This is a genomic window from Pseudarthrobacter sp. NIBRBAC000502771, from assembly GCF_006517215.1.
GTDB classification, from domain to species: Bacteria; Actinomycetota; Actinomycetes; order Actinomycetales; family Micrococcaceae; genus Arthrobacter; species Arthrobacter niigatensis.
In genome coordinates this window covers 4379838-4399325 of sequence record NZ_CP041187.1, presented here as the reverse complement: position 1 = coordinate 4399325, position 19488 = coordinate 4379838, and the positions used below count along the sequence as shown (strand labels likewise).

The 19488-nt window shown below is 60.0% G+C and carries 11 protein-coding genes; 7 read left to right on the top strand and 4 right to left on the bottom strand.

Features of this window, described 5'->3' with window-relative positions; genetic code table 11:
* Positions 1 to 32 precede the first annotated feature (32 nt).
* On the bottom strand, positions 33 to 359 hold the full coding sequence (locus tag NIBR502771_RS20330) for a hypothetical protein (RefSeq protein WP_141161299.1): 327 nt from the start codon (positions 357 to 359) through the stop codon (positions 33 to 35).
* 158 nt (positions 360 to 517) lie between these two features.
* On the opposite strand from NIBR502771_RS20330, the gene NIBR502771_RS20325 reads away from it, so the two are divergent.
* The 4 genes from NIBR502771_RS20325 (at position 518) to NIBR502771_RS20310 (ending at position 12558) form a co-directional block, all read left to right on the top strand.
* Positions 518 to 1450, top strand: a complete 933-nt coding sequence (locus NIBR502771_RS20325; RefSeq protein WP_210411280.1) for an HNH endonuclease — start codon at positions 518 to 520, stop codon at positions 1448 to 1450.
* Positions 1451 to 1903: 453 nt separating this feature from the next.
* Positions 1904 to 4123: a UvrD-helicase domain-containing protein gene (locus NIBR502771_RS20320; protein WP_141161297.1), complete on the top strand. Its 2220-nt coding sequence runs from the start codon at positions 1904 to 1906 to the stop codon at positions 4121 to 4123.
* A gap of 87 nt (positions 4124 to 4210) precedes the next feature.
* A complete protein-coding gene (locus NIBR502771_RS20315; protein WP_141161296.1) occupies positions 4211 to 9769 on the top strand; it encodes a DUF3320 domain-containing protein in 5559 nt (1852 codons plus the stop codon).
* Between the two features lie 173 nt (positions 9770 to 9942).
* Positions 9943 to 12558, top strand: coding sequence for a DUF4268 domain-containing protein (locus tag NIBR502771_RS20310; protein ID WP_141161295.1), 2616 nt, complete (start codon positions 9943 to 9945; stop codon positions 12556 to 12558).
* Between the two features lie 29 nt (positions 12559 to 12587).
* On the opposite strand, the gene NIBR502771_RS20305 is transcribed toward NIBR502771_RS20310, so the two are convergent.
* Together NIBR502771_RS20305 and NIBR502771_RS20300 are read right to left on the bottom strand one after the other, a co-directional pair.
* A complete protein-coding gene (locus NIBR502771_RS20305; protein ID WP_141161294.1) occupies positions 12588 to 12782 on the bottom strand; it encodes a hypothetical protein in 195 nt (64 codons plus the stop codon).
* A gap of 111 nt (positions 12783 to 12893) precedes the next feature.
* Positions 12894 to 14213, bottom strand: a complete 1320-nt coding sequence (locus tag NIBR502771_RS20300) for a hypothetical protein (RefSeq protein ID WP_141161659.1) — start codon at positions 14211 to 14213, stop codon at positions 12894 to 12896.
* Positions 14214 to 14462: 249 nt separating this feature from the next.
* On the opposite strand from NIBR502771_RS20300, the gene NIBR502771_RS20295 reads away from it, so the two are divergent.
* Entirely contained in the window at positions 14463 to 15083 is a 621-nt protein-coding gene (locus NIBR502771_RS20295; RefSeq protein WP_141161293.1) for a DUF4230 domain-containing protein, read from the top strand.
* A 1-nt stretch (position 15084) separates the two neighbouring features.
* Here NIBR502771_RS20295 and NIBR502771_RS20810 read toward each other — a convergent pair whose 3' ends face one another.
* Positions 15085 to 16368 (bottom strand): GAF domain-containing protein, encoded by a 1284-nt coding sequence (locus NIBR502771_RS20810; protein WP_168225764.1) that lies wholly within the window; start codon positions 16366 to 16368, stop codon positions 15085 to 15087.
* A 171-nt stretch (positions 16369 to 16539) separates the two neighbouring features.
* Between NIBR502771_RS20810 and NIBR502771_RS20285 the strand changes: the two genes are divergently transcribed.
* Positions 16540 to 18339 (top strand): NAD(P)/FAD-dependent oxidoreductase, encoded by a 1800-nt coding sequence (locus NIBR502771_RS20285; protein ID WP_141161292.1) that lies wholly within the window; start codon positions 16540 to 16542, stop codon positions 18337 to 18339.
* 14 nt (positions 18340 to 18353) lie between these two features.
* On the top strand, positions 18354 to 19409 hold the full coding sequence (locus NIBR502771_RS20280) for a 2,3-butanediol dehydrogenase (protein WP_141161291.1): 1056 nt from the start codon (positions 18354 to 18356) through the stop codon (positions 19407 to 19409).
* Positions 19410 to 19488 lie beyond the last annotated feature (79 nt).

The window sequence follows — 19488 nt, the reverse complement described above, 5'->3', positions numbered from 1 at the left end:
CCGGCGAGTTGTGGCCTTTTGGCCAGGGGACGCTAAAGCTTGTCGATCCAGGTGTCTTCTTCCCGGTTGTCCCAAGCAGTGCCGGAGGGTGTTTCCGACTTGCGGCCCCACCCCTCAATCCGCTTCAGGACGTGGCGCACTTCCCGTGAATGCAGTTCTCTGATGTTCGAGATCTTCCGGATCATGCAGCTCTGAATGAGTTCGTGGCGCACCGCCATGTCTGCAATCCCCGCGGTGTCAAAGGCGTTTCGTATGCTAGCGATCTGCTGGGGAGAGATCGGCGTGTCTTCGATGACTTGAGTTGTCGGTGCTGACTCTGCCTCTGGTAGGTCGAAGAGCCCTGGTTCGTTCTGAGTCACTGCGCGGACGATCCTTAGTGTGGATGGGGGTGGGAAGTGGCCATTTTATCCAAGTCAGCAGTCAGCCTTAATTTTCTTGAGGCCTTGCGACTTCCATCCGTATGTTGCCGGTAGGAGCCTTAACCGACCGGAATCTGCATTCGGACTATCCTGGGCGCATGACACTTACGGGGGAGCCACCGGGAATTTCCTTTGACACACGGTTGAGGCAAGAGGCTATGGCTTGGTTAACCGTCCGCACCAATGACGGAGCGGATTGGCTCACCCGAGAGGACATCCTCGACTTTACGCTGGATGGCGAAAGTCGGCGGCTACAACCCACGCAACAGGGTATTTGGAAACCGCGGGACCTTCCGGCTGCACTATCGTTTCAGACAGTTTATCGAGCACCGGGTAAAGAGCGTCCTTATAACGATGAACCGGGCCCGGACGGGATGCTTCGCTATGCGTGGCGGGGGGAGGACCCCGACCAGGCCGACAACCGCGCCCTGAGGGCCGCGATGGAGCTAGAAAAGCCACTAATTTGGTTTTACGGTGTCGGGATGGGACCGGCTGTATTCCAGGCGATATTTCCCGTTTACATTTTGTGGGAAGAGCCGGAAAACAAGCAGTTCATCATAGACCTGAATGTGGGCCGCGGGATTGTGAATCAGAGCAGCCCTCTCGAAGAGCACCTTCGGCGATACCTGACTGTCGAGACTAAACGGCGTCTGCACCAGCCGGTCTTTCGATCGACGGTATTGCACGCATACCGATCCAGATGCGCAGTATGTTCACTCGCTCATAAAGAACTGCTGGACGCAGCCCACATCGTGGCGGACCGCTACGAGGGTGGCATCGCTTCCGTGGTGAACGGATTGGCCTTGTGCAAGATCCACCATGCGGCTTTTGACGCCCATATCCTTGGAATTCGGCCGGACATGGTCGTTGAAGTTAGGGAAGACATTCTTCGAGAAGTTGACGGTCCCATGCTGCGACACGGAATCCAAGAGCGCCATGGACAGCCGCTGATGGTCCTTCCCGGTAATCGAGCCGAAATGCCGGACCCCGGATTGCTTGATATAGCCTACGCCGAATTCAGAAGTGCTTGATTGAAGGTAGCCGAGAGGGGACGGATGTGGTGGGAGCCGTGCCGCATCTTCCGGACTGGGCTTTCAGTGGGATCGCAGGCGGAACGAGGCCGTCTTTGGGTTCACTTGGTTGGATTGGTCCCACGGCAGGAGTTCGCCTGAGTTTCCGTCCTGCAACCGGTCGCCTAATGCGGCATTGGTCCGGGTTCACGCCGTATGAAATGTCAACGGATGTCAGTGATGCCAGCTACATTATTGTGACTGAGCTAGAACGGCCCATAGGGGCCGACAAAACTGGGGGCAATAGTGGGTGTAGACGCCGGCGTCGGATCTCTCTCTAAGGCGGCTGAACTTCAACGGGAGCAGTCCTATTTCGATCGAGCGAAGCAATACCGTGACAGCCAGGACGCAGCGTGGTCCCTGGCCACGGCTTCCTCGGGTTCAGCAGTTGAACGGCGTGCCTATAAACGCGCTATGGAGAAACGCAGGGTTGCCTCCCCTGATGACCCGATTGCACTTTCCCGCATTGACTTTGAAGACGGCGACAAACTGTATATCGGTAAGGTTGCCATCTTCGATGAGGACAAGAATCTCCTGGTCGTCAACTGGCAGGCCCCAGCCGCGGCGGTAGCTAATCAGGCCTCCATACAAGACCCCATGGGGCTGCGCAGCAAGCGGGTCTTCGACGCGCCAGCGAACAAGATTCTCGATTTCGAAGACATCGTCTTCAAAGCTTTGGCCGAAGCCGTTAGCGAGCTCGACGAGCACACCTATACGGGGGACGCCCTACTGCAGGCCTTGAGCCGCAAGCGCGGCTCCGAGATGACGGACATCGTCAAGACGATCCAGGCGGCTCAAGACAAGCTCGTGCGCGCGGAGCCGGACCAGCTCCTTGTCATACAAGGTGGTCCCGGCACTGGCAAGACGGCGGTGGCCCTTCATCGTGTTTCATGGCTTCTGTTTAACTATCAGGACGAACTGCCGCCAGAGGATGTACTTGTCGTCGGGCCCAATCCGACCTTCACGAAATACATTCGAAGGGTTTTGCCCGATCTTGGAGACGATGACGTCGTCCAGCATGCACTGCAGAACCTCTTGTCCAACGACGTGCGTATCAGCGGGGAAGACTCAACTGAGACGGCGAAGGTTAAGGGCTCGGCACGTATGAGCCAGGTCTTGAAAAACGGGCTTAAGCAACGCATCCGAGTTCCCGCCGCGGATGTACGAATTCAACGACGAAATACAGTCCTTACTGTTTCTATCCCTGCAAATTCCGTCGCCGATGTCTTGAGTAACATGCAGTTCGAGACATTTGCTGACGGCCGCCGTCGCTTTAGGCAGCGGCTCGTCGAGCTGTGTGCCCCTTTGCTTGGCAACATCCGTCAGGTTGCCCCGGAACAATTTCTCGATGTACGGGCTCTGGAAGCGGAAGTCGAAAAAATCTGGCCGCAGATAACTCCCCAGCAATTTCTGCGGGAACTCCTTGGCTCTAAGGAACGACTCAAGCGGGCTGCCTACGGGCACCTGACGTCGGAAGAGATCGAGCTGGTGTACCGGCAGCAATCCGACAAAGTAGGAGATGAGGCTTGGACTGTCGCCGACCTGGCCCTGCTCGATGAGGCGCAGGCGCTAATGCGCGAGTCACCCCGCACATACGGGCACATTGTGGTGGATGAAGCACAGGACCTCTCCAAGATGCAGCTTCGTGCGATACGCAGACGTTCCAAAAACGGATCGATGACTGTAGTTGGTGACATAGCTCAGTCGACCGGGCCGTACTCACGCGATTCCTGGGACGATGTGGCGCAGATTCTCAGTGAGGGCACAGCGGACAGCACGGGCACTGCCGTGGTGGAGCTTGAGCACGGCTACCGGGTACCGAGGCAGGTCTTTGACGTCGCCCTGCCGGTGCTCAAGTCAGCTGCACCTTCAATAACCCCTCCGCGCATATTGAGGGAAGTTGACTATGAGCCCCGATTCGTTGGCGTCCACCAGGAGGAACTGGCCCTCGAGGTATCGCGCTCCGTATTCACCCACAGTGGACGGGGCCGCTTTGTCGGCGTGATCGCCCCGACATACTTGTGGCCGGAGCTTAGAACCGCATTCCGAAGTGATGATCTGCAGTGGAGCGAATCAACCGAAGGTGAGCTGTCCACCGCCATCAATCTTGTTACGCCTGAGGATGCCAAGGGGCTCGAGTTTGACGCCGTCCTGGTCGTTGATCCGGCGGGAATCCTGGCCCTGCCGCATGGCGAACGCATGCTCTACATCGCACTGACCCGAACAACTACTCATCTCGACGTGGTTTATCCCTCAGGCTCGTTGCCGCCGATTCTCGGCGGTTCGGACAAACCTGAGCCACCAATGGCAGTTGACGCTGAACAGCCGCGACAGCCATCCAAAGCCGACGCGAAGATCTTGAGCGATCCAGCTCCCGGAGCCGACTCCGCTACTCCGGATGCCGCATCTACTATCGCGCTTCGTAACCTGGTCTCCGACGTCGTCCCATCCCTTACTGTTGGTGCTGCCCCGGAACATTTTGTGGGGACGGAGATGTCCCGCCTGGATGGAATGCAGCAGGCCATGGCTGAGCATTGGGCCAAGTTCTTCGCATCCCAGCTGCGGGATAACGTGCCGCCCAAGTTGGTTCCAGCTGTCATCGAAGAGCTGGCCCGCATCGCCTCGGAGGAGTGAATACTCGGCAGAACTTGACTCAAAATTGAGGCTCCAGCCATAGGTTGGACTGAAAACTCAGCAGACCAACTAGACAGATATCCTTCAGTGGACGATCGGCTCGAAAAGACCGAGACGCTGAATGCAATGCATCAATTCTCCGCGTGGGGCGGAAAGGTAGGAGAAGCCGTGTCGACAGGCAATGGTGTCTTGGACAAAAAGCTCGCGTTGCAGATGCAACGCTGGCGGGACGACCTGTTGTCGATCGACAGACGTCAGAGGCTTGTCTATTTCCTGCACCCCAAGACTGGGACATTCGAAATCGTTGAACCTGGCTGCTCAGGGGTAGAAGCCTTGGTGGCGGAGGGCGACGTCATGCTCGTCAGCAATGAACCTGCAGACGATGAAGCGGGTGAATCGGCACAGGCCCTGAGGCTTCCCACGAAAGGATCACGAACCCTACGCGTCACTGGCAAAACCGCTGCCCAAATCCTGAGCACGTCAAAGCGGCTGCATCAACGCTCGGAACAAGAATATGCGGACCGCGGGGTATGGACCCTTTATTTGGGCCACGGCATGCTCAATTGGATTGATCCCGCTGACGGAAAGAAAATCTCAAGTCCGTTGCTGCTGGTGCCCGTCCGTCTAGCCAAGGAGGGAAAGCAGTATGTGTTGAGGCGAACGGAAGACGAACCGGCACTGAACACGGCCCTCGGCCTTAAGCTCAGTAGGGACTTCGGCCTGGACCTCCCGGAGTTCGAGGTGGATGACCTGAACGTAGCGACGGTACTGTCCGGCGTGCGCAAGGCTATCGCGCAGTACGCAGACTGGAATGTTGACGAGCGGGTTGTCATGTCCATTTTCAGCTTCCACAAGGAAGCTATGTACCGTGACCTTGAGCAAAACGAAGCCAAGATTGTCGCCAACGGCATGATTCAACTCATGGCACTGGGCCCGGAGGCACCGAACTCCGAGGTGTTCGCCTTTGACCCTGTTTCTGACGAAGAGCTGGATTCCCGTCTGCCGCCCGAAAAGCTCCACAGCATTCTTGACGCCGACGGAAGCCAAAGAAAGTGCATTCTTGCGGCGAGAGAAGGCCGCAGCTTCATCATGGACGGCCCTCCAGGTACCGGCAAGAGCCAGACCATCGCCAACATCATCGCTGAGCTCATCGCAACTGGAAAAACGGTGCTATTCGTCAGTGAAAAGGCGGCCGCCCTCGACGTGGTGCGCGATCGGCTGACAAGCAGGCAGTTGGATCCATTCCTGCTTGAACTGCATAGCCATAAGGCGACCCGTAAACAGGTGGTCCAGACGCTTCATGCTGAGCTCACCCGCCGCCCGGTAGTAAAGAGCTCTTTCTCGGAAACGGACCGATCTCAGCTCATCAAAAGCCGGACCAGGCTAAGCGACCATGCTGACGCAATGAACGAGGTCCGAAGCCCGCTAGGGCGGAGCCTCTTTGATGTCCTGGGACGGCTGGCCCAGCTAGCAAACGTTGGCGAATACCCTTCTGGGGATCCCAGCAAACTTGGCTTGCTGTCTGCGGACGCACTAGCAGACATCCTGCTCGCCGCCGCATCACTGTCGAAAGTGTGGCGCCCGGCTGCAGAAGGAGAATCATTTTCCTGGCGAGGTCTCGCCGGATCGAGCCTCACACAAGCACAAATCAAGGAGGCCGAGAAGTGTGTGGACGTTCTGGCCCTGGCAACAGAACGCCTCCTGCGGACAGCCAGGCTCTTTGACGCACAGATCCCATTCTGGCCTGTTGCCCTGGACGTTGCCGGCGTTCGTTCGCGAGCGGATCTTTCCGCCCATCTCTGCACAAGAAGGAACGTTTCCCGGCATTGGTATTCTGAGCCCAAATTCACTGATGTTCTTCGAAGGATCGACAGCCTTCAGGCAGACGACGTCGAATACCAGACCAAAAAATCTGAAATTGACAGTATTTGCGTGGACAGATGGGACAAGAACGACAAGAGCCTTATAACCCCGCTTGAAACTTTCCTTGAGCACGATCCGGCAATTTTCAGTCGTCCTCTTAGCCAATTTCCGTTCGGCCAGCTCAGCGGCATCGAGCTGGGAACTTCCAGGGCTGCCTCCTTACTCGAAGCTCTACTCGACAAGGCCCAGCAACTAGGTGTGCTTTTCGATGTTGAACCGCAATCACTGACTCTAAACAAATGCCTAGCCCTCTCATCACTAGCTGAGCTCAGCCAACAGGGCAGCCTGCCGGAACCACATTGGATCAACCCGAGTGTCCAAGGGGCTTTGGACGAAAGCGCGCGAATTCTTGGGGAGCTGGCTGCGATCGTACGCGACCGTCAGTCGGCAATGGAGTCAACCTTCAGCCCTGAAATCCTCGCACTGGATCTCAAAGGCCTTAAGGCCCGTTTCGAATTGCAACACAGAGGACTGAAAGCCTGGAGTAAACAAGCCCGGGCGGACAAGAAAACGCTTCGCGAGGTGACCGTTGCCGGGGTCGTCAACAAGGAGATCATTGCCATGCTTGGTGATGCCATCTCTTGGCAGACAGCACAGGAGAACCTCGCTAACAGCGAGCCCGAATATGGGCCTCGGCTCGGTAGTTATTACCGTGGCACTGCGACTGACTTTGCGAGGATCGCTCAGGCACTTGAGGTTGCCAGAACGGCTTTGAAGCTGGCCGGAGATGACATAGCGTCCTCCGCGCTGGCCCGGCAGCTGAGCAAAGCCAACACGCCAGACGCAGAGCTGATCCCTCTGGCGAGAGACGTTGCCAATATGGTGGAGCGCTTCGGTGTCGACACGCATGCACTCTTCGGCACTGTTTTCCATGAACAGGTCGGTGATCTGCCACTGACTCACATTTTGGGAATCCTCAAGGCGGCCCAGGAGAACTTTTCGGCCGCGCAACTTTTGCGGGACCGACTTTCGAAGATGCTGGGCGAGACGGCAACACCGGTTACGGCCAGTGCGGTTCTCCGGCAGATCGATGCGTTGGACGCGATGGATGAGAAAACCGCCGAACGTTCGCGGCACGATTCCGAGGTACTGGGCAAGCGATACAGTCCACGGAAAACAGACTGGGCAGCGGTGCGAGCCGACTACGATTGGATCGCAGCCTTGCGCAGAATCGTCGGAGGACCAATCGAGGATGACGATGTCCGGTTCGTTGAGGAGTTCGACGCTTCCGACCTTGATTTGGCAGAAGGCCTTTCCTCCTGGCTGGAAGCCCGAGACAAGCTGGTCGGCTTCTTTGATGCCGAGCGCTCGACCGAGCTCCGCGCCGAACTGAACCATGACCTTGAATACGCAGAGGAACTCCTTGCTGCCCTTGGTTTTAACCCGGCTGCTGATATCGACGTTTGGTTCGAATATAAAAGGCTCTTTGCTGCTCTTTCCGATGCCGGAGTGCCTGAGACGCTGACAGCCCTGTGCGACAGCCATGCGCCAGCGGACCAAGTAGTGTCAGCAATTGAAAGGGCTGCGCTGGAACCTTGGGCAGAAAGCATCATTGAAGGGGACGACAGGCTATCGGAACACCGTGCGTCCGGCCGCGAAAGCCTACTGAAACAGTTCAAGGAATTGGACGGAAACCTAATCGTCAATGCTTACGCCGACGTCGTAACGGCCTGTGTTGCCCGACGTCCACGCAGCATGGCCGGCCCTGCGGCAGTCATCGCGCACGAGGCCAACAAGAAGTCCCGTCACAAGCCCATTAGGCGGTTGCTGGAAGAAACCGGCTCTATAGTCCAGGGGCTGAAGCCCTGTTTCATGATGAGTCCTCTTTCCGTATCGCAGTATCTTCCTGCAGGGTTCGTCTTCGATGTCGTTATCTTCGATGAGGCCTCTCAGGTCATGCCCGCGGATTCCGTCAATTGCATCTACAGGGGCAAACAGCTGATCGTGGCTGGGGACCAGCGACAGCTCCCGCCAACGTCCTTCTTCTCGGCTGCAGATATTGAAAGCGACGACGAAGATGAACCGGACAACTTCGATAGCGTCTTGGACCTATGTAAGGCTTCGGGGGCTATGGTGTCCCTGCCGCTCTCATGGCACTACCGCAGCCTTCATGAAGATCTCATTACCTATTCGAACTACCGGATTTACGAGGGGAAACTCAATACATTCCCTGGCGCCACCCAGGAAGCTGACGACCTCGGGGTACATCACGAATTCGTTCAGGGTATCTATCAGCGAGGAGCTGGTAGCAAGAATCCCATTGAAGCAGAGCGCGTCGTGGACCGTGTCCTTGAACACCGCCGCGTTAACCCGGATCTCTCGCTCGGAGTCGTAACGTTCTCTACACAACAAGCCGAGGCTGTTTCCGAAGCTATTGAACGTCGCGCAGAACTAGAGCCGCTGCTTACGGGTCTCATGGAAGACCATGATCGACTCCGCGGGTTCTTTGTGAAGAATCTCGAGTCCGTCCAGGGCGACGAGCGAGACATCATCATCTTCAGTATTGGCTACGGGCCCGATGAAGCGGGAAAGCTGGCAATGAACTTCGGACCCCTGACTCGGAAAGGCGGCGAACGGAGACTAAACGTGGCAATCACGCGCGCACGCCGAAGGGTCGAAGTAGTCAGCTCATTCCATGCTGGAGACATGTCTGACGGCGCGTCAGCAGGAAATCGTCACCTGAAGAATTATCTGGACTTTGCTGCCCGGGGCCGAGCGGCCTTAGCCTCTGACATATCCGGATCTGTGGGGGATGCCGAGAGCCCCTTTGAAGAGGAAGTCCTTCGCGTAATCAGGGCATGGGGTTACGACGCCGTGTCTCAGGTTGGGGCTGGTGGCTACAGGATAGATATAGGGGTTCGTCATCCTGACAAGCCCGGGAGCTTCATGCTGGGCATCGAGTGCGACGGAGCCGCTTATCATTCGGCAAAGAGCGCGCGTGACAGAGACCGCCTGAGGGAATCTGTGCTGCGGGGGCTCGGGTGGGATATCTATCGGATCTGGGGTTTGAGCTGGTACAGAGACCGGTCCACACAGGAGATCGCTCTGAAGCAGGCAATTGAGGACGCTGTGAGTGGGAACCACGGCGTTCCGGCTATTGCTCAGGCGGCGGAAAGTACCGGGCCCATGGAGTATGAAGAGATAGACCTGTCCGCCCCGCCCGCCTGGACGGTGCCATACACCTCCGCCTCAAAGCCTGCGCACCGGTATTGGTACCAGCCGGGAGATGCCGACGCACTTACAGACCTCATCCAGTATGCGGCCCACGTCGTTAGCGTCGAAGCACCGCTGCACGTAGATACCTTTCACACTCGGTTGCGGGAGCACTGGGGAGCCGGCGCCATTGGTCCGCGCGCCAAAATCAACATTGAAAGAGCATTATCACTTGCCAAAGTTAGCGGCATGAAAGTGAAGCTCGATAAAGAAGGCTTTATCCGAGTCGATGGCGCAAACGCAGTAAACGTCCGACGACCAACGGGACAAAGTGACATTCGTAAAGCGGGTGCAATCCCGCCTGAAGAGTTCGATGAGGCCGTACGTCTCGTAGTTGCTGACTCAATAGTCATTACAGAAGAAGAGTTACTCGTCGCCGTCCGTAATGTCTTCGGCTGGGCACGACGAGGCCCCGATATCCAGAATGCACTTCAGCGGAGCCTTCGGAGAGCCGTAAAGAAGGGTTACTGCCTGCGCCGGCCAGACGGCTCATACGAGACTGCGCAATAAGGTGCGTTTAAAGCGCCCGCCCGGCGCCATCTTGGCGGGCGCTTCATGCTCATGATTTGGCAGGGGTGAGCAAATCAAGCACATCGAGCCTTCCTCAAGACGCACAGGGCGGGGTGTGAATACTCGATCGATGTATTCTCATCCCTAAGCACTAAGACTCTAAGGAGACGCTTGTGGTTCGAGCGGAAAATGGGACGCTGGCGGGCGTTCTAGAAGGCAAGAAGCAGTACCAGGTTCCTCTGTATCAGCGGGTGTACTCGTGGGGGAAGAAGCAGCTCGACCAGTTGTGGTCAGACGTCGTGGAGCTGGAGCGGACCCTTGTCGACGACCCGAAGGCCTCTCATTTCATCGGGTCCCTCGTCCTGGCGAGCAGCCCTGATTTCGGGGCTATCGGCGTCAATAAGTTTCTTGTCGTTGACGGCCAGCAGCGCCTGACCACTCTGACTCTTCTCCTGGCTGCACTTCGGGACCACTTGATCGAAACCGGGGAAACTGACCGAGCTGGCGGCATCGATGCCCAATACCTCATCAACGTTTACGACAAGGGCAAGCCACTCAAGGTGATGCCGACGCAGACAGACCGGCCCGCCTATATGGCTGTTCTCAACCGTGCTCCTCAGGCCGGCGGTGAGGATACCATCGGCGACGCCTACCGATTCTTCCGCTCGAAGATCGCGGCCGCTGACGACCCAGACGATCCACACGACCTCTATCTGCTCGAGGCCGCCGTCGTCCGCGGACTCGCGCTCGTCGTCGTTACCGCCGAACCGTCAGACAACGCACACCGCATCTTCGAGTCCCTGAACAATACCGGTCTTCGCCTGACACAAAGTGACTTGCTCAAGAACTACCTGTTTATGAGGCTCGGTGACCGCGCAGAAACCGTCTATGACAATATTTGGCTTCCACTAGAGAAAAAGCTTGACTCTGAAAACCTCGAGTTGTTGTTTTGGCTCGATCTCGCTCAACGCGACGAACGGGCAAAACAGTCTGATACATACGTAGGACAGCAAAAGCGGCTCGAGAAACTCAAGACCATCGACGAGGTAGAGGCTGAGGTAGTTCGTATAGCCCGATTGGGCGACGTGCTCGCTACGATTCTCAACCCTGCGGAGGAGAGACATACCGAGATTCGCAGGCGCCTCACCAGAATCAAGGCGTGGGGTTCGACCACTGCGTATCCCGTGGTCATGCAGATCCTCGCCCGACGCGCCGCCGGCACCGCTGCCAATGACCAAGTGGTTCGCGCGTTGACTTATCTCGAGTCCTACTTCGTGCGGCGGATCATCATCGGACGCGCTACCGCCAACCTGAACCGGACACTGCTCCAAGCTGTTGGTGCGATCAGTGGTGCCGAGGACATCGACAAGGCACTACGCGACTACCTGTCCCAGGGTCGAAAATACTTTGCAACCGATCAGCAGGTCCGAGAGGCTGCCCGGGCTGTCGCCTTCTACTGGCAGGGCCGTGGGACACAGAAAAAGCTGATCCTGCAGTGGCTTGAAGAAGCCTACCGCCCGAAGGAGATCGTCGACCTTGACCCAAGGCACCTGACCATCGAGCATGTCTTGCCCCAGACTATGACTGAGCCCGTACGGGAAGCGTTCGCAGAGGGTTTCGACGCAGACGCAGACATTGATTACGAGCATGAGCGCGTCGTACACACCCTTGGCAACCTGACTCTCAGTGGGTACAATAGCGAGCTCAGCAACAAGCCGTTCCACGAGAAGCGGGAGTTGCTGGCTAAGAGCGGCGTTTCGATGAATCAAGCGATTGCCACGCACGCAACATGGGGTGCCAAGGAGATCAACGCGCGCAGCTCCGAATTGGCAGAGAAGATCATCGATTTATGGCCAGGCCCTGACGAAAGCATTATTGCTGTGGGCGAGGAGCCGTCAGCTCTGCGGAGCCAAATTGCTGCGGTCGTAGCGGAGATCCCGGCCGGCCGATGGAGCTCCTATGGGGATGTCGCCATCGTGGCGAACACCTGGCCACAACCACTGGCCGGAATACTTGCGAGCTATCCGATAGCGAACGCCTGGCGAGTCCTGCAAAGTGGCGGAACCATCTCGCCTGGTTTCCGCTGGCTCGAGCCCGGCCGCAATGATGACCCACGGGCGGTTCTCGAGGAGGAAGGAATTCGATTCGATGCTGAAGGACGCGCGGATCGCGACCAATTTATGGGTGCAGAGGAGCTTGCTAACGCGGCAGGTCTAGACGTCGACGAGAATGTGATTTCTGCACGACGCAATAGGGTGACCGGTCAGGCTCGCGCGGGAAACAACGTGGCGCTGAAGAACGCACAGCTGGACTTCTTCGAGCGAGTACGAAACTTCGGGCTCGCTAATGCAATCAACATCAGGACGTGGCGTAAACCATCACCACAAAACTGGTACGACGTGAGCCTGGGGGATTCCCGTGCTGTCATCTCGCTTTCGGTTAACTCGCAGAGCAAGCTCGTAACCGCGCAATTCTGGATCAATAACGACAAGGGTCTTTACGGGGAGTTACTTGCCCAGCGCACCGCTATCGAAGCCGCTCTAGGGTTTGAGGTGGAGTGGGACGACAAGCCCGACCGCAAGGCCTCCAAGCTTGTCAGCAGGCGGCCCGGTGATTTCCTTGATGAAGCACAGTCTCAGGAGCTTGTGGAATGGCTCGTGACGAGGGCCGACAAGTTTGCACAGGTATTGGCAAAGTACCTGCAAAACCGAGACCTGCAAGGGGTCGGGGAAGAGCAACTCGTCTTGGAGTGGGAACCGGACCTGGCGCAACAGTCCCCGGAAGGTTGATCATGAACTAGCAGGGCTCGTGCCCGTTGCTACTCCTTCCGCATCTTGTCTATTACTGCCGCTACCTTGCGGTAGGTCTCTTTGGCTTCAGGGCTTGTTGCTGCACGATAAATTCTCTTCCCGTCCACAAGCAGCTTCTCGGCCTTGGCCTGCATCTCCGGGTCCTTGGCGAGAACGTAAAGTCTGGTAGTGGCGGCTTTAGCCTTTTGTCCGACGTCCTTCATCGCGGCTGCGGCTTTGTCTGCTTGCCGGCCATGGTCTGCTCCATATCTGCGATGGCTGTTCTTATCAGGTAAACGTGCACAAAACCGATGAGCGCTCTGCGCACCGACACCTTAGGCGGGGACCGCAGGGAAAACTACGAGCGACCCGTCGCTGTTCCGCTCAATCTCAATTGCGACGTCGTCCCGGTGGTCATTTACCTGGAGACCGTCTCCCAAAGCACGAAGTCGATATGCGGCCTGCAGCAGCTGGTCTACCTCGCCGGGCGTAAATGCGGGAAGCCGGAAACCGCCGTCCCGCTTCACCTCGAGGGCAGACAGTCGAAGCAGAAGCTGGTTGATGCCCGACTCCAACTCGTCGGTGCTGCGTCCGTCGGCATGAAGCGCCCCGATGAAATTTTTGAACGAATTGCCTTTGTCCTGCTGGGCGTGTTCGACTGCTTGAAGCACAAGCACCCGGCGTTTAAGAGCGACGGCTAGCCGGGCAATTTCCAACTGCGCCCGGAAGGTGCCGCCTTCCTCGGTGATGCCGGGAAATGACTTCTTTAGTTCGCCAACTTCGACTGCGCCGCCGGGCAGGGCATCCAGTGCAGCTTCCCACTTCTTTAGCCGCCTACGGGTAGCCGCAATAGCGGTGTTGATACCATGCACGGAAGAATCTAGACCGAGCGAAAAACCGATCCGGCCCTGGTCAAGGAGGATCGAGGTCGCTTTGTCGATCGCTTCACGGCAACCGTCCAACTCGTTGCGCTCCTTATCGAGGTTGTCCTCGTGCAACTGCTCCAAGAGGACAGTGATTCGCTCAATCGCTTCCTGGCGCTGGTGCTCGGCATGTGCGCTGACGCTAACGGCTACGGCCATCAGCACAAGTGGCGCGGCTACCGTCAGGGCTCCAGCACTGGCAACCGCCACGCCGGCTGTAGCTGCCGCACCAGTTGCCGCACCGGCGGTGCCTGCAGCTGCGGCTCCGCTTGCGACAGGGACGAATGTAGCGGCACCCACGATTCCGGTCGAGTTCACGAGGGAACCATGAATAGCCCCTGCAACTCCTTTGGCGGCCATAGGACGAACGAGTCCTTGCCCGGCCTGGGCGGCAAGCTTGGCGGGCACCACCAACCGGTAAAGTACCTCTCCCGTTTCGGCCACGTTCACCTTGGGGGGAGCGGATTTTGCGGTTTGCGTTACGAGCTGCGCCAGTTGCTTTGCGAGCGGACTTGCAACGTCAAGCGGTAGGCCGCCCTTGCGGTCGCGGGTCTCCGGCATTGCATGCATCTCGAGCGTTGCGATGGGGGAATTCGCCAGGGTTGCCAGAACCGTTCTCAGCTCGGCCAGACGAGCCGGCGTTAGGCCTTCATTGCCCAGCACGTCAGAAACGCCCACTGCTTCTGTAGCGAGTGTCCATACCGGCACGAGTGTTTTGCAGTCAGTAGTCACTTTTTGTCCCCTCCTGAAAGTGAAGCCGCCCTGGACGGCGATAGCATCGGTGCCGAGGATCCGAGAACGTGGTCCTTGCTCAAATGTCATCGGTCGTTATCGTCCCACATTGAGAGCGGGTTTCCTGAAAGTGTCGCCACCGTCCTGATGGGTGAGTCCCACTACACTGAGGCTGAATAAGCCAGACAGCAATCTGGAAGGCAACCAAGAGGAACGGAACCTAGGCCGTTTCACGGCAAAAGGGGTCCAATGTCCAAAGCCAGATCATTCAAACCGGTCGCGGTCGTTGCATCTGCGGTAGCTTTGCTTCTCGCTGCGCTGCTCGTGGCAACCATGCTTGGATTCGGTCCGTTAGCGAGCAAGAGCGAGCGAAGCGTTCTTCTGAAGTCCGTTAGAAACGTAAGCCAATACCACGCGGCGGTCGGCGATTTTCAGCTCTTATTGGACGAGAGGGAAGACACTGGCGGACTGCCTGGTTTTATCGCAGGACGACGTACGCTCTTTGTGGCCGCTGGCACTGTCAATGCCTATGTCGACTTATCAGGTCTCACCAAAGAGGACCTCACGGTGTCTGCCGATGGCAAGTCGGTGACGCTGCGACTACCCGAGCCGCAGCTCGATAAGCCCAACATCGACCACGAACGGTCCTATGTCTACAGCCAGGACCGTGGCATCGCTGACCGGGTTGTAGATGCGTTCACGGCACCTCAGCAGGCAGAGCTCTATCTCCTCGCCGAATCGGATATGGCTAACGCTGCCGAGAAGTCTGAGCTGCGGCAGCGAGCGGGTGAAAATACCAAGAGCATGCTGACTGGTCTGTTCGGGTCGCTCGGGTACGAGGTCTCCTTTGAGAGGGATACAGCAGGCTAGATCAACGGCCGAGAGCGGGCGAAGCGAGGAACGATAAGTACCGCGCATCTCCGCGACCCGTCCGCCGTCCCAGCGCTTCCACTGCCTCGAAATCCCTAGCACCCATGTCCGTGGACAACCACCGCATCAGCAGCCCGGCATCCCCATTGGCCCGCACGGCCGAACCAACAGCAAAATCCAGTTGGTCCCGCAGCAGCTGCACCGCCAGGACGCCGGACCGGCTGAGCAGCGGAGCGGTGTACGCCTCCAGCGCCTCGGCCACCCGCCCGGCGCGCAAGAGCCGCAGCACCCGCCCCGAATCCGAACAACCAACAAGCCCGGCGGCCAGCCGGTACGGGTTCGACTCCACCGCACCACCCAGCATGGACCGCACCCGGAACATCTCGGTCCGGATGGCTTGCGGCGTGCCCGCATCCCCGTGCAGCTCGTACGCCAGCTCCTCGGCGCTCCAGCCCTGCGACCTCGAATCCAGCAGCGCCAGGATCTCCGCCCGGCGCAGCGTCAGTGGCACCCGGCTGCCGTCGGCAAGCACCGCGGCAGGCTTGTCGCCCAGCAGTTCCAACGAAGCCACCGCAATATCTGGCCGCGGACTCGGCCGGGACGCACCCGCGGAAGACGAAGTATCCTGGGAGGCACCGCCGTCGGACGTTCCCAGCAGCGACTCCGCCACCCGGACCGCGCACCGCACCATCCGCAGCGTATCGGCGCTGATCGTGTCCAGCGGACCGGAGACGTCCAGCACGCCCAGCAACGCGCCCGTCAAAGGGTCTCTGATGGGGGCCGCCGTGCACGCCCAGTCGTGGTGGGTGCGGACCAGGTGCTCAGCGGAGAACAGCTGCACCGGCCCGCCTGTGACCAGCGCCTCGCTGATGGCGTTGGTGCCGATGCCCGCCTCGGACCAGTCCGCCCCCTCGGAGAATTCCAGCCGGTCCGCCCGCCGCAGCGCCTCACGGCTGCCCACCCGCCACAGGATCTCGCCGCCTGCGTCGGTGAGCACCAGCAGGTGCCGGCCGGAACTGGAATCGTCGGCCAGCAGGTCCTGCAGCGCCGGCATCACCCGCTGCAGCCGGTGCTCCCGCCGCAGCTGAACCACCTCGGACGGATCGTGCAGGTGCCGCGGGCTGTGCTGGTCCGGGCTGATGCCCAGCGCCATGGACCGCCGCCACGACTCCGCTAGCGGCACGGGGATCTCCGGGCGCGGGACACCGGAGATGACCAGTTCGTGTGCGCGGCGGAGGGCGCGCGCGTACTTCGCCGGGTCCGAGAACCTCAGGCTGTAGTCCACCGTTTCCTCCTCACCGCCGGCGTCCTTGCCGGCAGTGCCCGTGTAACGCGCTTGTTACCCCCGCCGCGTTCCAATAGTGATGCAGCTCACGCCCGCCCCAGCATACCGCAGGGACCCCGGCGGGAAAGGGCCGCCCGGACCACCTGAGGGACCGCACACAAAGGAGTGGAGATGACCGAAACACCCACCGCCGCCGCGCAAGCCTGGCTGGCCAGCCTGGACGGCGCGCTGGAGCGGCGCGACCTGGACGCCGCGCTGGACCTCTTCGAGGAGGAGAGCTACTGGCGCGACTTCGTGGCGTTCACCTGGAACCTGAAAACCCTGGAAGGCAAGGCGGACATCCGCAGCATGCTGGAAGCCACGCTGGACCATGTCCAGCCCGCCAACTGGGCGCTCGCCGAGGACGCCACAGGCAGCGCCGCGCCTAACGGGACCGTGGAAGCCTGGATCACGTTCGAAACCGGCGCCGCCAGCGGCTACGGCCACCTCCGGCTGCGGAACGGCAAATGCTGGACGCTGCTCACCACCATGCAGGAGCTGAAGGGCTTCGAGGAGAAGAAGGGCCCGCGCCGCGAACAGGGCGTCGCCCACGAAATCATCCGCGGCCGCCGCTCTTGGAAGGAACTCAAAGAGGAGCAGGAGGTGCGGCTCGGCTACGAGGAGCAGCCCTACTGCGTGATCATCGGCGGCGGGCAGGGCGGCATCGGCCTCGCGGCCCGGTTGCGGCGGCTGGGCGTGCCCACCATCGTTATCGAGAAGAATCACAACCCGGGCGACTCCTGGCGCAACCGCTACAAGTCCCTGCACCTGCACGACCCCGTCTGGTACGACCACCTGCCCTACCTGAAGTTCCCGGACGACTGGCCCGTCTTCGCCGCCAAAGACAAGATCGGCGACTGGCTGGAGCACTACACCCGCATCATGGAGCTGAACTACTGGTCCGGCACACAGTGCGTCGGCGCGGAGTACGACGACGGCACGCAGGAATGGGCGGTCAGCGTCCTCCGCAACGGGTCGCCTGTGACGTTGCGGCCCAAGCAACTGGTCTTCGCCCTGGGCGTCTCCGGCTACCCGAACATCCCCGCGTTCGACGGCGCGCAGTCCTTCCTGGGGGAGCAGCGGCACTCCTCGCAGCACCCCGGCGGCGGGGACTGGACCGGGAAGAAGGCTGTGGTGATCGGCTCCAACAACTCCGCGCATGACATCTGCGCGGATCTGTGGGAGCACGGCGCCGACGTCACCATGGTGCAGCGTTCCTCCACGCACATCGCCCGCAGCGAATCCCTGATGGACCTGGCACTGGGGGACCTGTACTCGGAGAAGGCGCTCGCCAACGGCGTCACCACGGAGAAGGCGGACCTGCTGTTCGCGTCCCTTCCCATGCGCATCCTGCCCGAGGCGCAGGTGCCTGTGTACCAGGAGATGGCGAAGCGGGACGCGGAGTTCTACTCCCAGCTGGAGGCCGCCGGGTTCGACCTGGACTTCGGCGTGGACGGGTCCGGCCTGTTCCTGAAGTACCTGCGGCGCGGCTCCGGCTACTACATCGACGTCGGCGCCTCCCAGCTGATCATCGATGGCCGGGTGAAGCTGAAGAACGGGCAGGTTTCCAAGATCACCGGCAACGCCGTGGTGATGGCGGACGGCACTGAGCTGGAGGCCGACCTCATCGTCTACGCCACCGGGTACGGCTCGATGAACGGCTGGCTGGCGGACCTGGTCTCTCCGGAAATCGCCGACCGGGTGGGCAAATGCTGGGGCTACGGCTCAGACACGCCAAAAGACCCTGGCCCATGGGAGGGGGAGCTGCGCAATATGTGGAAACCAACCAACGTCCCCAACCTCTGGATCCACGGCGGCAACCTGCACCAGAGCCGGCACTACTCCTCCTACCTGGCCCTGCAGCTCAAGGCCCGGATGGAAGGGCTGGAGACGCCGGTGTACGAACTGCAGCCCAGCCACCACACCCGCTAAAGGAAGAACCCACCATGAAGGCAGCACGTTTCCACGCCCGCAAGGACATCCGCATCGAGGACATCCCGGAGCCGGAACTCCGCGCCGGGGCGGTGAAGATCGACGTCGCGTGGTGCGGCATCTGCGGCACCGACCTGCACGAATACCTGGAAGGGCCCATCTTCTGCCCGGCACCAGGGCATCCGCACCCGCTCTCGCACGAGGAATCCCCGGTGACCCTGGGGCACGAATTCTCCGGGACTGTCTCTGACGTGGGCGAAGGGGTGACGGGCCTGGCGAAGGGGGACAACGTCGTCGTCGAACCGTATTTTGTGGACGGGACCTGCGACATGTGCCAGGCGGGCAGCTACCACCTGTGCCGGCAGATGGGCTTCATCGGGCTGTCCGGCGGCGGGGGAGGGCTGAGCGAGAAGATCGTGGTGGACCAGCGGTGGGTGCACCCCATCGGGGACATCCCGCTGGATGAGGCGGCGCTGATCGAGCCGCTGTCCGTGGCGCACCACGCGGTGGCGCGCAGCGGCGTGAAGGCCGGCGACACGGCACTTGTGGGCGGGTCCGGGCCGATCGGCCTGCTCACCGCCGCGGTCCTGAAGGGCATGGGGGTGACCACGATCATCAGCGAGCTCAGCCAGGCGCGCAAGGAGAAGGCCACCTCCAGCGGCGTTGCGAACCATGTGCTGGACCCGAGCAAGGAGGACGTCCCGGCGCGGGTGCGGGAGCTTACCGGCGGGGCGGGGGCCGACGTCGCGTTCGAGTGCGCCGGCGTGAACGCGGTGCTGGACACCATGCTCGACGCCGTCCGGCACGGCGCCGTGGTGGTCAACGTGTCCATCTGGGGCGCGCCAGCCACCATCGACATGCAGAAGATCGTGCTCAAGGAGATCGACCTGCGCGGCACCATCGCTTACGTCCGGAACCACCCCGCCGTGATCAAGATGGTGCAGGAGGGCAAGGTGGACCTCAAGCCGTTCATCACCGGCCGGATCGCGCTGGAGGACCTGGTGGAGCAGGGCTTCGACACGCTGATCAACCATAAGGACACGGCGGTGAAGGTGCTGGTGCACCCGTAGGGGCCGCCGGGCGGGTGCCCGGCAGAGAAGGAAGGACGACGGCGCGACGCACGTGCCGTCGTCGCCCTTCCCCTTCGCT

What these genes read in the sequence shown, in the direction of transcription:
- NIBR502771_RS20325 (WP_210411280.1), top strand. Translation starts at nt 518, where the DNA reads ATGACACTTACGGGGGAGCCACCGGGAATTTCCTTTGACACACGGTTG.
- NIBR502771_RS20320 (WP_141161297.1), top strand. Translation starts at nt 1,904, where the DNA reads ATGGAGAAACGCAGGGTTGCCTCCCCTGATGACCCGATTGCACTTTCC.
- NIBR502771_RS20305 (WP_141161294.1), bottom strand. Translation starts at nt 12,782, where the DNA reads ATGAAGGACGTCGGACAAAAGGCTAAAGCCGCCACTACCAGACTTTAC.
- NIBR502771_RS20295 (WP_141161293.1), top strand. Translation starts at nt 14,463, where the DNA reads ATGTCCAAAGCCAGATCATTCAAACCGGTCGCGGTCGTTGCATCTGCG.
- NIBR502771_RS20285 (WP_141161292.1), top strand. Translation starts at nt 16,540, where the DNA reads ATGACCGAAACACCCACCGCCGCCGCGCAAGCCTGGCTGGCCAGCCTG.
- NIBR502771_RS20280 (WP_141161291.1), top strand. Translation starts at nt 18,354, where the DNA reads ATGAAGGCAGCACGTTTCCACGCCCGCAAGGACATCCGCATCGAGGAC.